Genomic DNA, 18,125 nt, shown 5'->3' with positions numbered 1-18,125 from the left:
GCGAAAGGAAGCGACTCCATGGCGGACAGCGTGTTCAAGGACGGGCTGCTCAAGGGCAAGACGGCGTTCGTCTCCGGCGGCAGCAGCGGCATCAACCTCGGCATCGCCACCGCGTTCGTGAAGGCGGGCGCGAAGGTGGCCATCAACGGCCGCAACGTGGAGAAGCTGGAGGGCGCGGTGAAGGGCCTCCAGGCCCACGGCACCGCGATGGGCGTGGCCGCGGACGTGCGCGACTACGCGTCCGTGGAAAAGGCGCTCCAGCAGGTGAAGGACGCGTACGGCGAAATCGACATCGTGGTGTGCGGCGCCGCCGGCAACTTCCCCGCGCCCGTGCTGGGCATGTCCTCCAACGGCTTCAAGGCGGTGATGGACATCGACGTGCTGGGCACCTTCAACGTGTCCCGCGCCGCCTTTGAACTGCTGCGCAAGCCGGGCGCCGCCGTCATCAACATCTCCGCGCCCCAGGCCTACCTGCCCATGGCCATGCAGGCCCACGTGTGCGCCGCCAAGGCCGGCGTGGACATGCTCACCCGCGTGCTCGCCATTGAATGGGGCGGCGCGGGCGTGCGCGTCAACGCCATCACCCCGGGCCCCATTGAAGGCACGGAGGGCATGAGCCGCCTGGCGCCGTCGGAGGGCTCGCGTCAGAAGCTCGCGGAGGCCCTGCCGCTCCAGCGCTTCGGCACCCCGGACGACATCGCCCGGCTGGCCCTCTTCCTGGCCTCGGACGCCGCGTCCTTCATCACCGGCGCCATCATGGTCTGCGACGGCGGCCAGTCCCTCCTGGGCGGCGCCGCGGTGCTCCAGGCCATCAACGGCTGATTCCAGTTGGTGTGCAAAGTTCCGGCCCTGTTTAGCGGGGGCCGGGGGAGGTCTGCTAGAAAGCACTGCAACCCCGCGTGAAGCGCACTTCGCCGCGCGGGGCTGCTCGCTGGACGGAGACATCCATGTCCCCACGGATCGCTGTGCTCGCCCGCTGTCTGGGGTTGAGCGTGCTGTGTCTGGGCCTGTCACTCGGCTGCACTGATTCTGGAACCTCCCCGAAGCCCCCGCCCGAGGTGGAAGGCGTGGTGGACGTGGCGGCCTCCACGGTGACGGTGGACCGGCCCACGGGAGTGCTGGCGAACGGTGACGACGTCGCGGTCGTCACCGTGACGGCGCTGCGCAAGGCAGACGGCTCGCGGCTGTCCGGGCGCGCGGTGACGGTGACGGTGGAGGGGGAGGGCGCCTCCGTCCTGGAGCCGGCGGCCATCACCGACATCACCGGCACGGCGCAGGCGCTCGTGGTGTCCACGGTGCCGGGCGTGAAGACGGTGAAGGCGTCCGTGATGGATGACACCGGCAAGAGGGTGCCGCTCACCCAGACGGCCACGGTGACGTTCGCGGACGTCAGCACCGTGAAGACGCTGGCGTTCCGCTCGGCGCTGCCGGACGGGGTCGCGGGCGAGCCGCTCAAGCTCCTGGTGGTGGAGGTGCGCGACGGCGCCGGCGCGGTGGTGACGGACAGCACGGCGGAGGTGACGCTGTCGCTGGGCTCCGGCGGCATCGTGTTCCCGGAGGGGCTGCTGACGGTGGCGGCGGTGAACGGCGTCGCGACCTTCCCGGACGTGGTGCTGAAGAAGGCGGGCGCGGGCTACCACTTCATGGCGAACGCGCCGGGCTTCGCGCCTGTCGCGAGCACGGTCTTCTCGGTGGCGCCGGGGGCTGTGGCGGGGATGGGGCTGAGCAGCCTGCTGAACCCTGCCACGGCGGGCGTGGCGCGGGACCTGGAGGTCACGCTCGAGGACGCGTACGCCAACACGGTGACGAACTACACGGGCACGGTGACGCTGACGTCCTCGGACGCGGCCGCGACGATGCCCGCCGCCCACACGTTCACCACCGAGGACGCGGGCAGGTTCAAGTTCCAGGGCATCACCTTCCGCACGACCGGGCGTCAGACCCTGACGATTGCCGACAGCGCGGGCGCCTTCTCGTTCAACCTCACCGTGAACGTGTCCGAGGGCCTTTCCCTCCAGCTCGTCTTCACGCAACAGCCTGCGTCGCGCGTGTCGACGCGCGGGGCCCTGGGCCCCGTGCGGGTGGAGCTGAAGGACGCCTTCGGCAATACGGCGGTGACAGCCAACATCCTGGTGAAGGTGTCGTTGCCGGCAGGGGGCTTCACGCTGTCGGGCGAAGCGGAGCGGCTGTTCGTCAACGGCGTCGCGACGTTCACGGACTTGAGCATCGCGGGGCATGGCACCACGCATCTGGTGGCCTCCGCGCAGGGTTTCCAGGACGTGAGCAGCGCGGACGTGCAGGTGGTGGACGATGTGGCGCCCGCGAAGCCGGAGTTGACGCAGACCGGCGCCACGGAGACGGGCCTCACCGTGGAGTGGACGGGCGTGGGGGATGACGGTGTGCAGGGGCAGCTTGCGTCGCAGGAGCTGCGCTACTCCACGTCCGCCATCACGTCGGACGCGGCGTTCAACGCGGCGACGCCGGTGTCCGTTGACGCTCCGGTGCCTCCGGGCGCGGTGCAGTCCGCGACCCTCTCCGGCCTGAATCCGGGCACGACGTACCACGTGGCGCTGAAGGTGACGGACGCGCACGGCAACTCCGCGCGGTCGGACAGCCTGGCGGTGTCCACGGCGAACCCGCAGGTGACGCAGCTGGCGTTCACGCCGCAGCCTTCGAACGGCAACGCGGGCGCGGCGCTCGCGAACGTGGCGGTGTCGCTGCTGGACGCGCGCGGTGACGTCGTCTCCACGGCCACCACGGCGGTGACGCTGACCCTCACGGGGCAGCCGGGCTTCCAGGCCGTGACCGTGGCGGCGGTGGACGGTGTCGCCACCTTCTCCGGCCTGCGCGTGGACACGGCGGGCACGTTCACCTTCACCGCCACGGCGGGCTCGCTGACCCAGGTGAGCCAGTCCTTCACGGTGGGCGCCGGTGCCGCGGCGAAGCTCGTGCTGGATGCCTTCGTGGATCCGGTCGACGCGGGTGAAGAGAACGACGTGACGGTGGCCGTGACGGATGCCTACGGCAACCTCCTCAAGGACTACGCCGGCACGGTGCGGTTCACGTCCTCGGACGCGCAGGCGGTGCTGCCTCCGGACGCGGTCTTCGCCCCGGCGGACGAGGGACAGAAGACGGTCTCCGGGCTCGTGTTCAAGACGGCGGGGACGCAGTCGCTCACCGTCACGGACACCGCGACCCCGGCGCTCACCGCGACCGTGGACGCCGACGTACGCGCCAGCACGGCCGCGTCCTTCGAGGTCATCGCGAGCGCGGGCCCCTTCGGTGCGGGCCAGGGCCTGAGCTACGAGCTGGTGGCGCATGACTCCTACGGCAACGTGGCGAAGGAGTACGCGTCCACGGTGACGTTCTCCTCCACGGACGCGCAGGCGGTGCTGCCCGGCGCCTATACGTTCACCCTGCTGGACGAGGGCCGGCACACCTTCAGCGTGGAGCTGCGCACCGCTGGGGACCAGGGCGTCACCGTGGAGGACGTGGCGGATCCGTCGCTCACGGCCACGCACACGTACTCCCTCCTCCCCGCGACGGTGAACCAGCTGGCCTTCGTCTCCGCGCCCACGACGGGCTCGGTGCGGCAGGCGCTGACGGACATCCAGGTGGCCGTGCGGGACGCCTACGGCAACACCGTCACGGACGCGCCGACGGATGTGCAGTTGGAGCTCGTGGGCGGCACCTTCGCCCAGGGCATCCCCACGCGCACCACCGTGGAAGGTGTGGCCACGTTCGCCAACCTCAGTGTGGATGCCGAGGGCACGTACCAGCTCCAGGCGGGCGCGGACGGCCTCCAGGACATCACGTCCGCGGACCTGAGCATCTCCGACGCGGAGGCTCCGGCCGCCGCGTCGGGCTTCAGCGCGACGGCGGTGTCGGGCGCCAGCATCCGGCTGGACTGGCAGGCGCCGGGTGATGACGGCGTGCTGGGCACGGCCTCGCGCTACGAGCTGCGCTACGCCACGTCCGCCATCACCGACGCCACCTTCGGCTCGGCCACGCTCGTGACGGGCGTGAGCGCGCCGAAGACGGCGGGCACGGCGGAGTCCTTCACCGTCACCGGCCTGACGGAGGCCACGACGTATCATTTCGCGCTGAAGACGTTCGACGGCGCGGACAACGCCAGCGCGCTGGCCACCGCGAGCACCGCCACCACCAACCCGTGTGACGGCTACGTGTGCACGCCTCCGTCGCCCCAGTGCACGGAGGATGGCTATTCGCTGGAGGTGTTCTCGTCGGTGTGCGTGGTGCGGAACGGCGCGCCGACCTGTGAGGCCGGTGATGGGGCCCTCGTGGCCTGCACCGGCGCGGACGCGGTCTGCTACGCGGGCGCGTGCACCACGGCGCCCCACCCGGGCGCGGGCGAGCTGGTCATCTCGGAGGTGATGCACTCGCCGTCCGCGGGCACCACCGAGTACCTGGAGCTGACCAACACCTCGTCGAAGCTGCTGGACGCCCACGGCATGGTGGTGGAGTTGGTGAACAGCGCGGGCACGACCACCTCCTTCGAGGTGATCCACAACCCCACGCTGCTGGTGCCCCCCGGAGGGCGGGCCGTGCTCGCGCAGGACGGGAACTACACGCGCAACGGTGGGGTGGGGACGAACGTCAGCTACGGCATCGACGTGTTCATGGACAGCACCGGGTCCATCACGCTCAAGCAGGGCGCGGTGACGGTGGACAGCCTGACGTACACGAGCGCGTTCCCCCAGACGACGGGCAGTGCCATGAGCCTCGCGTCCAGCATCGTGGGGACGAAGGGCAGCGCCCGGGCCTGGTACTGGTGTGATTCCACCGGCAGCCTGGAAGGCGGAGACCGGGGCACGCCGGGCTACGCCAACGACGACTGCGGCCTGAACGTGGAGAAGCCGCTCAACTACTGCGTCATCCAGTACCCGAAGACGTTCCCGGCCGGTAACGGCGCCTACCCGGCGACCATCCTCACCACCGACAGCTACGACATCTTCAGCCAGTTCTACAGCTACGACGTCACGACGCGGAACCAGCAGGGCAACGACTCCTACCCCCGCATCGAGGCGCAGCTGGGCTACGGCACGGACGCCACCAACCCCGCGGGCTGGACGTGGAAGGCGGCGGACTTCAACGCGGGCTTCAACTCGCCGGGCTCCAACAACGACGAGATGAAGGCGACGCTGCAGATTCCCACGGCCGGCACGTATGCCTACGGCTTCCGCTACCGGTTCACGGACGCGGGTGCGCCGTGGGTGTACTGCGATCAGAACGGTGTGGCCGTGCCGCCTGCGGGCACCTACGGCTCGGTGACGGTGGGTAAGGCTCCGCTGACGAACCACGTGGTCATCAGCGAAGTCAGCGGAGGACTCACCGGAGCCCAGACGGACGAGTTCATCGAGCTCTACAACCCGACGAACGCGGACGTGGACCTTGCCGGCTGGCAGGTCAACTACAAGTCCGCTACCGGGGCTTGGGACGCGGCGAAAGCGATCACCTTTCAATCCGGAACGGTCATTCGCGCCCACGGCTACTTTCTCTTGGGTGGGGCGACCTACAGCGGCACTGGCGTGGCCGCAAAGGACATCGGTTACAACTCCTTCGACATGTCAGCCTCCACGGCCGCTGGTGGCCATGTCCGCGTCCAGCGCCTCGTGGGCGGGACGTACGTGGACGTGGACCTGTTGGCATGGGGCACCGGAAATTCCCCCGAGGGTGGTGCTGGTAATGCGGCCCCGTCCCATCCGGCATCGGGCGGAAGCGTGGAGCGCAAGGCCGTGTCCAGTTCCACCTCCGCCACCATGGCCGTGGGTGGCGCGGACGCGGCCCGGGGCAATGGATACGACACGGACAACAACAGCTTGAACTTCGTGCCCCGCGCCGTCCGGCAGCCGCAGGGCTCCACGAGCCCGCTCGAGTTCTACTGACGTCCCTGTTTCACCCCGTGGTTCCAGGAAGGCCGCCTCCGGCACGCACGCCGGGGCGGCCTTCCGCCGTTGAGGGCCGCCCGCCCGTCCGCCGCCCGACGGACGGGGCAGGGGAGGGCGTCCACTGCCCGGCAACAATGGACGCCAGGCCAATCGGATGCTGCCAGGGGCGCCAGGGCGCATTAGCTTTGAGCCCTTTCGCACACCCATGGCTTGAGAGGAGCCCTTCCCGTGTCCGAGCCCCTGGTCCCCGACGCCGCCCGCCATGTCACCTGCCCTCCGGAGGAGTTCCGCCGCGCGAGCGAGGAGGCCCTGGCCAAGGCCCGCGACGGCATCGCACGCCTGAAGACGCTGCCCGCCTCCACGCCGCCCCGCGACGTGCTGGACCTGTTCGACGAGTCCTCCGCCGCGCTCGATGACGCCGCCGCGCGCGCCAGCGTCGTGCGCCACACGCACCCGGAAGCCGCCCTGCGCGAGGCCGCGGAGAACGCCGAGCAGGCCATCGAGAACCTGGCCAACGACATCCGCATGGACCGGGGCGTCTACGACGTCCTGGCGGCCGTGAGCCTGGCCAACGAGGACGCCGCCACGCGCAAGTGGATGGAGAAGGTGCTGCGCGACTTCCGCCGCGCCGGCGTGGACCGCGACGAGGCCACCCGCGCGAAGGTGAAGGCGCTCCAGGAGGAGCTGGTCCGCATCGGCCAGGAGTTCAGCCGCAACATCAGCCAGGACACCCGCAAGGTGTCCCTGCCCCCCGCGGCGCTGGACGGCCTGCCGGAGGACTACGTGCGCGCGCACGCCCCCGGCGAGGACGGCCAGGTGCGCATCTCCACGGACTACCCGGACCTGGTGCCCTTCCTCACCTACGCGCGCGACGGCAAGGCCCGCGAGGAGCTCTGGCGCGCCAACCGCCAGCGCGGCTACCCCGCCAACGTGGACGTGCTCCAGAAGCTGGTCCAGAAGCGCCACGAGCTGGCCACGCTCCTGGGCTACCCGCACTGGGCCGCCTACGCCACCGAGGACAAGATGGTGCGCACCGCGGAGGACGCGAGCACCTTCATCCAGAAGATCGCCGCCGCCTCCGAGGAGCGCATGAAGCGCGACTACGCGGTGCTCCTGGAGCGCAAGCGCAAGGACGACCCGAAGGCAGACAAGGTGAACCCGTGGGACTCCGGCCACCTGGATGACCGCGTGAAGGCGGAGCAGTACGCCTTCGACTCGCAGACGGTGCGCCCCTACTTCGAATACACCCGCGTGAAGCAGGGCGTGCTGGATCTCACCGCGCGCCTCTTCGGCGTCACCTACAAGCCCGTGAAGGACGTGCCCGTGTGGCACACGGACGTGGAGGTCTACGACGTCTACGAGGGCCCCACGCTCAAGGGCCGCTTCTTCCTGGACATGCACCCGCGCGCGGACAAGTACAAGCACGCGGCCCAGTTCACGCTGACCAGCGGCAAGTCCGGGCGGCGGCTGCCGGAAGGCGCGCTCATCTGCAACTTCCCCAAGCCCGGGACAGAGCCCGCGCTCATGCAGCACGGCGACGTGGAGACCTTCTTCCACGAGTTCGGCCACCTGCTGCACCACATCTTCGGAGGCCACACGCGCTGGGCGGGCCTGTCCGGCGTGCGCACGGAGTGGGACTTCGTGGAGGCCCCGTCGCAGATGCTGGAGGAGTGGGCGCGCGACGTGACGTGCCTCCAGACCTTCGCGAAGCACTACCAGACGGGCGAAGCGCTGCCCGCGGAGCTGGTGGAGCGCATGCTCGCCGCGGACGAGTTCGGCAAGGGGCTCTTCGTGCGCCAGCAGATGTTCTACGCGGCGCTCAGCCTGGAGCTCTACCGGCGCGACCCGAAGAACCTGGACGCCACCGCGCTCGTGCGCGAGCTGCAGGGCCAGTACATCCCCTTCCCGTACATGGAGGGGACGTACTTCCACCTCACCTTCGGGCACCTGGACGGGTACTCGTCCAACTACTACACGTACATGTGGTCGTTGGTCATCGCGAAGGACCTCTTCACGGTGTTCCAGACGAAGGGCTTGCTCAACCCGGAGCCCGCGCAGGCCTACCGCCGCGCGGTGCTGGAGCCGGGCGGCTCCGACGACGCCGCCCGCCTGGTGCACCAGTTCCTGGGCCGCGACTACGACTTCCGCGCGTACGAGGCCTGGCTCAACAAGGCCGCGTAGGCAGCGGATGACACGGCAGCCCCGGGGAGCCGGGGCTGCCGGTGCTCACGGACGCGTCACTCCACGTTCGTCTGCTGCACCTTCCAGATCTCCTCCGCGTACTGCTTGATGGTGCGGTCGGAGGAGAAGATGCCCGCGCGGGCGACGTTGATGATGCACTTCTTCGTCCAGCCCTCCTGGTCCCTGTAGGCGCGCGCCACGTCCTCCTGCTTCGCCGCGTAGGCCGCGAAGTCCGCCAGCACGAGGTAGCGGTCCTCGTTGAGCAGGCTGTCCACCAGCGGCTGGAAGAGGTTGCGGTCCTCCGGGGAGAAGAAGCCGGAACGGATGAGGTCCAGCGCCTCGCGCAGCTCCGTGTTGGACTCGTACACCTCGCGCGGCCGGTAGCCGGCCTTCTTGCGCGCGATGACTTCGTCCGCGGTCAGGCCGAAGAGGAAGAAGTTCTCGTCCCCCACCGCGTCGCGGATTTCCACGTTGGCGCCGTCCAGCGTGCCCAGCGTCAGCGCGCCGTTGAGCATCAGCTTCATGTTGCCCGTGCCGGAGGCCTCCCAGCCCGCCGTCGAAATCTGCTCGGACACGTCCGCCGCGGGGATGATGCGCTCCGCCAGGCTCACCCGGTAGTTGGGCAGGAACACCACCTGCAACCCCGTGGCGCCCGCGTCGCTGTTGACCACCTCCGCGATGCCGTTGATGAGCCGGATGGTCAGCTTCGCCAGGTGGTAGCCCGGCGCCGCCTTCGCGCCGAAGAGGAACGCGCGCGGCGTGATGACGCTCGCCGGGTCGCGCCGCGCCTTCATCCACAGCGCCACGATGTGGACGGCGTCCAGCAGCTGCCGCTTGTACTCGTGCAGGCGCTTGATCTGCACGTCGAAGATGGCGTCCGGATTGAGCTGCACCCAGCGCAGGTCGCGCACGTGCTGGGCCAGCTCCTCCTTGTTGGCGCGCTTCACCTCGCGGAAGGCCTTGCGGAACTCCGCGTCCTCCGCGTGCGCCTCCAGCTTCTGGAGCTGGTCCAGGTCCGTGGCCCAGCCCTCACCGATGCGGCTGGTGATGAGCTTGGACAGGCGCGGGTTGCACCACGCCAGCCACCGGCGCGGCGTCACGCCGTTGGTCTTGTTGTTGAAGCGCTCCGGGTACATCTGCGCGAAGTCCGGCAGCACGTCGCGGCGCAGGAGGTCCGTGTGCAGCGCGGCCACGCCGTTGATGCTGTGGCTGCCCACCACGGCCAGGTGGGCCATGCGGATCTTCTTCTCCGGGCCCTCCTCCACCAGGCTCATCCGCTGCTGCTTCTCCACGTCGAACGGGTAGCGGATCTGCACCTGGCGCATGAAGCGCTGGTTGATCTCGAAGATGATCTCCAGGTGACGGGGCAGCAGGCGCTCGAACAGCGACACCGGCCAGCGCTCCATGGCCTCCGCCAGCAGCGTGTGGTTGGTGTAGCCGAACGTCTCCTGGGTGATGGACCAGGCCTCGTCCCAGAGCAGACGCTTCTCATCCACCAGCACGCGCATCAGCTCCGCCACGCCAATGGCCGGGTGCGTGTCATTGAGCTGGATGGCGCACTTGCGGGAGAAGTCCCGGAAGTCGTTGTGGTTCTTCAGGTAGCGCCGGACGATGTCCGCGATGGAGCACGCCACGAAGAAGTACTGCTGCTTGAGGCGCAGCTCCTTGCCCGCCTGGAACGCGTCGTTGGGGTAGAGGACCTTGGAGATGACCTCCGAATCGTTCTTCTCCACCACCGACCGCTCGTAGTCGCCGGCGTTGAACAGCAGCAGGTCGAACTCGGCGCTCGCGCGCGCCTGCCACAGCCGCAGCGTGTTGACGGTGTTGTTGCCGTAGCCCGCGATGGGCGTGTCGTACGGCACGCCCACCACCGTCTTGCCGCCCACCCAGCGCGCCACCGGCCGGCCATCCGGACCCTGGTGGTGCTCCACGCGCCCGAAGAAGCGCACCGGCACCGCCTTCTCCGGCCGGACAATTTCCCACGGGTTGCCGAACTTCAGCCACTCGTCCGCGCGCTCCACCTGGTGTCCCTCCACCAGGTCCTGGCTGAAGATGCCGAACTCGTAGCGGATGCCGTAGCCCATGCCCGGGTAGCCCAGGGTGGCCAGCGAATCCAGGAAGCACGCCGCCAGCCGGCCAAGGCCTCCGTTGCCCAGGCCCGCGTCCGGCTCCATCTCCAGGAGCTGCGTCAGGTCCACGCCGACTTCCTGCATGGCGGCGGCCGCGGCGTCGTACATGTTGAGGTTGAGCAGGTTGTTGCCCAGCGCGCGGCCCAGCAGGTACTCCGCGGAGAGGTAATAGGCGCGCTTGACGTCCTGCTCGTAGTAGGTGCGCGCCGTCTTCACCCAGCGGTCCGTGAGGCGGTCGCGGACGGCCAGCGACAGCGCCATGAAGCGGTCATGCGGGGTGGCCGTCTCCGGGTTCTTGCCGCGCGAATAGCGCACGTGTTCGAAGAAGCCGCGACGGACGCTGGCCGCGTCGAGCCCGGTGCGGCCGCTGTCTTCGGGAGCTCCCGAGGCGGAGGGCGGGGGCGGCGCGGGGCGCGCGGAGGCGGGAGGAGCCATAAGTCGGTCGTCTCGAGGGTCGCGAAGGGGTGGAAGTACAGCCGGGAGCGCCCCGCGTTTGACGCGGGACGCCCATGACGAAAGGCTACCGTGTCACGCCAGCCCAGGGCAGGGGAAACCCACGTTCCCCGCTCGGGGTCGGCCGCTTCCTCCGCCAGGGAGGGAAGGTGCTCCGGGACCCGCCGTGACGCGGCGCGGCCCCAGGGAATGACAGACACGCGTGGGGGCATTACGAGAGGAACCGGAAGCACGCGGAATTGGGGTAAAACCCTCCTGAATGTCCCTCCCCCTGGATGACCTGGAGCAGCGCCTCGCCCTCACCCGGCCGGGGGACACCGTCCGGGGGCTGAGCTTCGCGGCGGTGCTGCGGCTGACGCACCAGCGGCTGGGGCGCGACGCCGCGGAGCGCCTGCTCGCGCCGCTCATGCAGCGCAGCCCGGTGGACTTCTTCTCCTACCCGGCGGTGGACTTCCTGCGGCTCTTGGCCTTCGCGGCGGAGGCGCTGGAGCCCGCCTTCGGCACGCGCGGCGTGGCCCTGCGGGCGTGCGGGGAGGCCATCGTCGGGACCTTCTTCGAGTCCACGGTGGGGCAGACGCTCCTGCGCCTCACCTCTGGCGGTGACCCCAAGCGCATGTACAGCAACGCGCCCGCGTCGTACGGCACCGCCGTGAGCTACGGACAGCGCGAGTACCAGGCCCTGGGCGACAAGCGCGTGCGGCTCATGTTCAAGGGCGACCTGCTGCCCGTGGAGGTCCACGAGGGCATCCTCGGCGGCGCCCTCACCGCGCTCCACCGCGAGGGCCGCGTGCGGGGCACCGAGCGGTGCCTGGGGGACTCCGAGTTCCTCATCGAGTGGACCTGACGGCCCGGCGAAAAGCGACGGGCCCCGCTCCACCGTGAAGGGGAGGGGGCCCGGAGGCTTTGGAGCCGCTGTCAGCGTGGGCGTGCCGCTGGCTACTTCGTGGCGGTGGGCGGCGGGGCGGCCTTGCCGGCGACCGCGGCCACGGACACGGCGTCAATCTGCTGGGCCATCTCCTGCGCCTTGGCGAGGAAGTCCGCCGTCAGCTCCTTGGGCAGCGGATCCGCGCGGGGGAACTTCTGCGTGAGCGGGTTGGCGTAGCTGCCATTGCGCTTCAGGCCGAAGTGCAGGTGCGGGCCGGTGGAGCGGCCGGTGTTGCCGGAGTAGGCGATGACCTGCTTCTGCCGCACGCGCTGGCCGGAGCGCACGCCGTCACCGAAGCGCGACAGGTGCATGTACTGCGTCTCCATGCCGTTGGCGTGGCGAAGGACGACCATGTTGCCCGCGGCGCCCGCGTTGCCCGCGGACACGACGGTGCCGTCCGCCACGGCCCACACCGGGGTGCCAATGGGCGTGCCGTAATCCACGCCGTTGTGGTTCTTCACGTACTGGAGCACCGGGTGGAAGCGCGACCCGAAGCTGCTGGTGACGTGCGCGTACTTCAGCGGGCTCTTGAGGAAGGTCTTCTTCGCGCTGGCGCCGTCCTCCTGGAAGAAGTTGGCCTCGCCGTTGGGCAGCACGTAGCGGAACACGCGCTTGTTGCCCACCAGGCCGCCTTCGTACGTGGCCGCCAGCACCTCGCCGTAGCGCAGCACGCGGCCCTTGGAGACGAACTTCTCCACCAGCGCCTTGGCCTTATCGCCCTTGCGCACGTCGCGGTAGAAGTCGATGTCCCACGCGAACACGTCCGACAGCACCAGGCCGATGGACGGGTCCTCGCCCGCGGCCAGCGTCGCCTCGTACAGGGACGAGCTGATCTCCAGCGAGACGAGCGACACCTGCTTCTCCACCTCGATGGAGCGCTTGCTGCCGACGTACTTCTCCCCGTCGCGGCGCACCTGCCACTCGTCCACGGTGCTCTGGCGGTAGTCGAAGAAGTCCAGCTCGCCGTTCTTCATCACCAGCCGGAACTGGTCACCCACGCGCGACTTGCGGAAGTCGAACACGCCCTCCAGCGCGGAGATGACCGCCGTCACCTGCTCGTCGGGCAGCTGCGCGTCATGCAGCGCGCCCGCAAGCGTCTGGCGCGGCTCGATGCGGCGGTTCTTGATTTCGAACTGGGTGGCGGCTTCGGACGTCGAAGCCACCCCGAGGGCGGCAAGGCAGAGGAGGGAGGCGGTCTTCATGGGGGGCGTTACAGGAGTGTAGAGGACTGTTGGTCCTCCGCCCAACTCCTGACCGCCGGCCCCCGCCCGCCTGCCTGCTTGCCGGTTACAGCTCCACTTTCTTTTCCGAGTGGTGCTGCCCGTCGTAGCGCAAGAGGGCGCCCTTGCCGTCGTAGCGGGTGATGATGTTCACCGGCCGCCGCCAGAGGCTCTGGAGGTTGCGCAGCGTCTCCCGCGCGTAGTCGCCCTTCAGGTCCTGCCCGTCGTGCTTGTGCGCGAGCAGCAGCTCCGAGCGGTTCTCGTAGTTGCCGTCCACGACTTCAATGATGGGCTGCCCGAAGTTGGTGAGTGACGTGAGCAGCTTGTTCTTCACCTTGCGGAACTCGCGGTCCAGAATCTCCCACGAGTTGCGCTTGTCGTTGAAGCCGTAGACGAAGAGCTTCTGCTGCTGGGCGAACTCGGCGGTGAGGAACGTATCGATGAAGGTGATGTCGTTGTAGTGCTTGCGCACCTCGAAGATCTTCTCCTTCCCCGCGCCCAGCTTCTTGTCCCAGGCCTGGCGCGCGCGAAGGTCATCGCACTCGTCCCACTCCTTGCCGAACTTGCCCTTGTTCCACCGGTCTTCGATGTCCCGCCACAGCTCGATGCCCAGCTTGTACGGGTTGATGGCGCCGGGGCGCACGCCCATGGTGCCCGAGTGGTGGTCCGCGTAGTCGATGATCTCATCGTCGCGCAGCGCCCTGCGGGTCATGATGGTGGAGTGCCAGTAGCTGGCCCACCCCTCGTTCATGATCTTCGTCTGGCCCTGCGGCGCGAAGTAGTACGCCTCGTCGCGCAGGATGGAGAGGATGTCCACCTCCCACGGCTCCAGCGGCGCGTGCTCCAGCAGGAAGTAGAGCACGTCGCGCTGCGGCCGCTCCGGGAAGCGCTTGCGCTGCTGCTTCTCGTCCTCCGCGCGCTTGCGCTGGGAGTCCATGAACTCGGAAGGATTGATGAAGCCGCGCATGTACTCGCGGCCCACCTTGAAGCCCTCCACGCGCTCGTTGGACTTCGCCTCTTCTTCCGCGCGCTGCGGATCCGGATTGCGCCGGATGTGCGGCGCGTGCTGGTCAATGAGGTTCTCCAGCGACAGCGTCCGGTCGATGAAGTCCTCCACCTTCTCCACGCCAATCTTGTCCACCCACCGCCGGACGCGGGTGGCGTGGTTGGCCATGTCGTCAATCATCCGGCGGTTGGTGTGCCGGAAGGAGAAGTTGTTCTTGAAGAAGTCGCAGTGACCGTAGACGTGGGCCATCACCAGCTTCTGGTCCACCTCCGGGTTGCTCTCCATCAAGTAGGCGTAACAGGGGTCGTTATTGATGACGAGCTCGTAGATCTTGCTGAGCCCGTACTCGTACCCCTTCGCCAGCTGCTCGTACTCCATGCCCCAGCGCCAGTGGGGATAGCGGGTGGGGAAGCCGCCGTAGGCGGCCACCATGTTCATCTCGTCGTAGCTCACCATCTCGAAGACGGTGTCGAAGAAATCCAGGCCAAACTCCTTGGCGTAGCCGTGGATTTCATCCCGCAGCGCTGCGAGTCGCGGTGAGAGGCTCTTGGGCATGGGGCGGTGGCTCCGGTGGGGGATGAGACAGAAGCGCTCTTGTCAGCGCCCCTTGCCGAGGAAGTCCTTGATGGAGGCGTAGATGGCGTCCTTGTCCGCGATCTCGCTCAGCGCGACGTTGGTCGTGTCACCCACCGCCTCGCGCAGGTCCTTGATGAACTGCCCGCTGCCGTAGGGAGACTCCACCTGCCCGTAGGCGAACTGGTTCACCTGCGGGAGGATGTCGTTGCGGAGCATTTCAATGCACTGGCGCGTGTCGTCCGCGCTCCAGTTGTCCCCGTCGCTGAAGTGGAACGGGTAGATGTTCCACGCGCTCTTCGGGTAGTCCGCCTGGATGATGTCCCGGCACAGCTTGTACGCGCTGGAGATCATCGTCCCGCCGGACTCGCGGGTGTGGAAGAACGTGTCGCGGTCCACTTCACGCGCCACCGCGTCGTGGATGATGTAGCGCGACTCCAGCCCCTTGTACTGGTGCTTGAGCCACGTATCGAGCCAGAAGCTCTCGATGCGGACGATCTCCTTCTGCTCGTCCCCCATCGAACCGGACACGTCCATCATGTAGATGATGACCGCGTTGGTTTCCGGCAGCTCCTGCAGCTTGTAGCTGCGGTAGCGCCGGTCCTCGCGCGTGGGGATGATGACCGGCATCTTCGGGTCGTAGGTGCCGGTGGCGATCTGCCGCTTCAGGGCCTGCTTGAAGGTGCGCTTGAAGTGGCGCAGGGACTCCGGGCCCGTGGTGTTCACGCCGGTGTACTTCACCTTCTGCGTGACGATGCGCTCGTTCTGCCGCCGCTCAATCCGTGGCAGCTGGAGCTCTTCGCCCAATATCTGCGCCAGCTCCTCCAGCGTGACGTCCACCTCCAGGGCGTGGTCGCCTTCGCCCTGGCCGGCCTGGTGCCCGTCCCCGGGCTCTACCGCCCCGGGGCCGAGCTGCTGGCCTACGTCACCGTCACCCTGTCCAACGCCGCCCTGCTCCTTGTGGCCGTACTTGAAGCGCGGGATGTCAATGAAGGGGATGGGGATGCTGATGGCATCCTTGCCCTTCTTGCCCAGCATCTCGCCCTTCTGCACGTACTTGCGCAGGTTGGCTTTGATCTTCCCGCGGACGATCTGTTTGAAGCGGGAGTGGTCCTGGTGGATCTTCAAGGTCACGGTGTCACGTCCCTCTTGGGCAAGTCGCTAGGCGTTACTCCTTGGCGTCACCGCGGGCGAAGATGCTGGCCACGAAGTTCAGCACGTCCGTGGAGCAGATCTCGCAGTACCCGTAGTTCTTCATCATCCGGTCCTTCACCAGGTCGATCTTCTCCTGGGTCTCCTTGTCCACGACGGACGACACCAGGTTCTTGAGCTTGATGCTGTCCTTCTGGTCTTCGAAGAGCTTCAGCTCCAGCGCCTTGTGCAGCCGCTCGTTGGTCCGGTAGTTGAAGGTCTTGTTCTCCACGGCGAGCGCGCCGATGTAGTTCATGATCTCGCCGCGGAAGTCGTCCTTGCGGCTCTCCGGGATGTCGATCTTCTCTTCAATCGACCGCATCAAGCGCTCATCCGGCACCTCGTAGATGCCGGTGTACTTGTTGCGGACCTTCTCCTTCTGGGTGAAGGCCTTGATGTTGTCGATGTAGTTGCCGCACAGCTTGCCGATGGCGTCGTCGTCGGCGCTGATGGCGCGCTGGACCTCGTTCTTGACGATGTCCTCGTACTCCTGCTTCACCGTGGTGAGCAGTTCCTTCATGCGCTTGCGCGCGTCCTCGGTGTTGATGAGGGAGTGCGTCTTCAAGCCGGCTTCCAGCTCGTTGAGCACCATGAAGGGGTTGATGCAGCCCTCGCCCTTGTCGCTCACCAGGGCGTTGGAGATTTTGTCCTGGATGTAGCGGGCGCTGATGCCCTCCAGGCCCTCGCGCACGGACTCCTTGCGCAGCTCCTTGATGTTGTCCTCGGTGAAGTTGGGCAGCGTCTTCCCGTTGTAGAGCTTGAGCTTCTGCAGGAGCGACAGGTTGTGCTTCTTGGGCTCCTCCAGGCGCGTGAGGACGGCCCACATGGCGGCCATCTCCAGCGTGTGCGGCGCGATGTGCTTGCCCTTGATGGCGCGGGAGTTGAAGTCCTTCTCGTAGATCTTCACCTCCTCGGCCAGCTTGGTGATGTACGGGATGTCAATCTTCACCGTACGGTCGCGCAAGGCCTCCATGAACTCGTTGTTCTCGAGCTTCTTGTACTCGGGCTCGTTGGTGTGCCCGATGATGACCTCGTCGATGTCCGTCTGAGGGAACTTCTTCGGCTTGATCTTGTGCTCCTGCGACGCGCCGAGCAGGTCGTAGAGGAACGCGACGTCCAGCTTGAGCACTTCCACGAACTCGATGACGCCGCGGTTGGCGATGTTGAACTCGCCATCGAAGTTGAAGGCGCGCGGGTCGGAGTCCGAGCCGTACTCGGCGATCTTCCGGTAGTTGATGTCGCCGGTGAGCTCGGTGGAGTCCTGGTTCTTTTCGTCCTTGGGCTGGAAGGTGCCAATGCCCACGCGGTCCTTCTCACTGAAGATGAGCCGGTTGACGTGGATGTGGCCCATGACCTTGGCGAAGTCACCGCCGTACTGGGTCATCAATTCCTTGTAGACGAAGCGGCACGCGGGGCAGAGCTCGCAGCCGGTGGGAATGGTGTAGCCGGACTCCGGCGGGGAGAGCTCGGAGAAGACCTTGTCGCGCCACTCCCGCGGGATGAGGTTGAGGGGCTCCTCATTCATCGGGCACTTCATCTTCTCCTTCGTCACCGTGCCGTCCGGCTGCTTCTTGTCGGTGAGCCAGGAGAAGGTGTACGCGGCGCCTTCCGGCGTCTTCGAGTACTCCTCCATGCCCTTCTTGAGCAGGCGGGCGATGGTGGACTTGGACGAGCCCACGGGGCCGTGCAGGAGGATGACGCGCTTCTCCGTGCCGTAGCCCTGCGCCGCGGACTTGAAGACGTTGACCAGCTTCATCAGCGGCACGTCCAGGCCGAAGATGGCGTCCCGGCCGCCGAAGCGCTCGTCACTGAAGAAGTGGTAGCGGGTGAGCTTCTTCTTGTTGTCGATGTACTCCGACTTCCCGTGACTGAGGATCATGTCGTAGATCCTCTGGAAGGCGGTGCGCGTGACCTTGGGATTCTTGCGGACGATTTCGAGGTAGTCCTCGAAAGAGCCGTCCCAGTTGAGTTCCGCGTAGGTCTTCACGTCCTGGAACGCGGCGATTCTGGAGACCCACGAGCCCTTCTCAGCGTCCTTCATGTCTCTCCCTCGTAGCCTCACGGGAGGACGCGAACGGTCGCGTGCTTCCGGGGGGCCAACATGGTGAACCTGGAGGGCTGGAAGGCCATTCCACACCCACTCCGAAGAGGTCCCAGGCGACGACAATCGCGATGCTTCAGCCCCTTCGGGACCCCGCCGCGGAGTGGGACCGCGCGTCCGGATCGTGTCGGAGGGGAGCCGCCCTCCTCCACGGGGTGAAAAGGCACTTCGATTATAAGGACCCTGCAACGCGCTGGGAGGAGCCCCCCCGGTGCGATGTGTCCGGTCCCACCTCGCCCAAGCGCGTACTTCCCGACGCTTGGGCTTCCGCTGGAGGACACCCCGTCCAGGCAGGCCCTCCCTGTGGGGCAGCGTCCGTGTCCACTCCACATGTCGGCGTGACGGCCGGCGCGCCGGTTCCGTCCCGCCCAGAAGGGTGCGTAACGGCGCGAATCCCCTGCTGCCCGGGGAAGTGATTCCCGGGACGGCCCTGGGGC

The 18,125-nt window shown here is 67.6% G+C and carries 9 protein-coding genes; 4 read left to right on the top strand and 5 right to left on the bottom strand.

Translation table 11 applies throughout. From position 1 onward, the window contains the following. Positions 1-18: 18 nt before the first annotated feature. The 3 genes from D7W81_RS17935 (at position 19) to D7W81_RS17925 (ending at position 8,090) form a co-directional block, all read left to right on the top strand. Positions 19-822 (top strand): SDR family oxidoreductase, encoded by an 804-nt coding sequence (locus D7W81_RS17935; RefSeq protein WP_120556614.1) that lies wholly within the window; start codon positions 19-21, stop codon positions 820-822. A gap of 125 nt (positions 823-947) precedes the next feature. Next, positions 948-5,906 (top strand): lamin tail domain-containing protein, encoded by a 4,959-nt coding sequence (locus D7W81_RS17930; RefSeq protein ID WP_147445520.1) that lies wholly within the window; start codon positions 948-950, stop codon positions 5,904-5,906. A 231-nt stretch (positions 5,907-6,137) separates the two neighbouring features. Continuing rightward, a complete protein-coding gene (locus D7W81_RS17925) occupies positions 6,138-8,090 on the top strand; it encodes a M3 family metallopeptidase (protein ID WP_120556612.1) in 1,953 nt (650 codons plus the stop codon). A gap of 56 nt (positions 8,091-8,146) precedes the next feature. Here D7W81_RS17925 and D7W81_RS17920 read toward each other — a convergent pair whose 3' ends face one another. Further along, positions 8,147-10,654, bottom strand: coding sequence for a glycogen/starch/alpha-glucan phosphorylase (locus D7W81_RS17920; RefSeq protein ID WP_120556611.1), 2,508 nt, complete (start codon positions 10,652-10,654; stop codon positions 8,147-8,149). Positions 10,655-10,931: 277 nt separating this feature from the next. On the opposite strand from D7W81_RS17920, the gene D7W81_RS17915 reads away from it, so the two are divergent. Continuing rightward, a complete protein-coding gene (locus D7W81_RS17915) occupies positions 10,932-11,516 on the top strand; it encodes a DUF2378 family protein (RefSeq protein WP_120556610.1) in 585 nt (194 codons plus the stop codon). 92 nt (positions 11,517-11,608) lie between these two features. Here D7W81_RS17915 and D7W81_RS17910 read toward each other — a convergent pair whose 3' ends face one another. The 4 genes from D7W81_RS17910 to D7W81_RS17895 form a co-directional block, all read right to left on the bottom strand. Continuing rightward, a complete protein-coding gene (locus D7W81_RS17910) occupies positions 11,609-12,799 on the bottom strand; it encodes a M23 family metallopeptidase (protein WP_120556609.1) in 1,191 nt (396 codons plus the stop codon). An 85-nt stretch (positions 12,800-12,884) separates the two neighbouring features. Continuing rightward, positions 12,885-14,378, bottom strand: coding sequence for a SpoVR family protein (locus tag D7W81_RS17905; protein ID WP_120556608.1), 1,494 nt, complete (start codon positions 14,376-14,378; stop codon positions 12,885-12,887). A gap of 42 nt (positions 14,379-14,420) precedes the next feature. Next, the gene (locus D7W81_RS17900) at positions 14,421-15,530 is read right to left on the bottom strand and encodes a DUF444 family protein (protein ID WP_120529160.1); all 1,110 of its coding nucleotides are present in this window, start codon (positions 15,528-15,530) and stop codon (positions 14,421-14,423) included. A 34-nt stretch (positions 15,531-15,564) separates the two neighbouring features. Continuing rightward, on the bottom strand, positions 15,565-17,628 hold the full coding sequence (locus D7W81_RS17895; RefSeq protein ID WP_120556607.1) for a PrkA family serine protein kinase: 2,064 nt from the start codon (positions 17,626-17,628) through the stop codon (positions 15,565-15,567). Positions 17,629-18,125 lie beyond the last annotated feature (497 nt).

It is taken from the genome of Corallococcus aberystwythensis (assembly GCF_003612165.1).
GTDB lineage: Bacteria > Myxococcota > Myxococcia > Myxococcales > Myxococcaceae > Corallococcus > Corallococcus aberystwythensis.
The sequence above is the reverse complement of the archived record's forward strand: the minus strand, read 5'-3'. Positions and strand labels throughout refer to the sequence as shown.

What these genes read in the sequence shown, in the direction of transcription:
- D7W81_RS17935 (WP_120556614.1), top strand. Translation starts at nt 19, where the DNA reads ATGGCGGACAGCGTGTTCAAGGACGGGCTGCTCAAGGGCAAGACGGCG.
- D7W81_RS17930 (WP_147445520.1), top strand. Translation starts at nt 948, where the DNA reads ATGTCCCCACGGATCGCTGTGCTCGCCCGCTGTCTGGGGTTGAGCGTG.
- D7W81_RS17920 (WP_120556611.1), bottom strand. Translation starts at nt 10,654, where the DNA reads ATGGCTCCTCCCGCCTCCGCGCGCCCCGCGCCGCCCCCGCCCTCCGCC.
- D7W81_RS17915 (WP_120556610.1), top strand. Translation starts at nt 10,932, where the DNA reads ATGTCCCTCCCCCTGGATGACCTGGAGCAGCGCCTCGCCCTCACCCGG.
- D7W81_RS17910 (WP_120556609.1), bottom strand. Translation starts at nt 12,799, where the DNA reads ATGAAGACCGCCTCCCTCCTCTGCCTTGCCGCCCTCGGGGTGGCTTCG.
- D7W81_RS17905 (WP_120556608.1), bottom strand. Translation starts at nt 14,378, where the DNA reads ATGCCCAAGAGCCTCTCACCGCGACTCGCAGCGCTGCGGGATGAAATC.
- D7W81_RS17895 (WP_120556607.1), bottom strand. Translation starts at nt 17,628, where the DNA reads ATGAAGGACGCTGAGAAGGGCTCGTGGGTCTCCAGAATCGCCGCGTTC.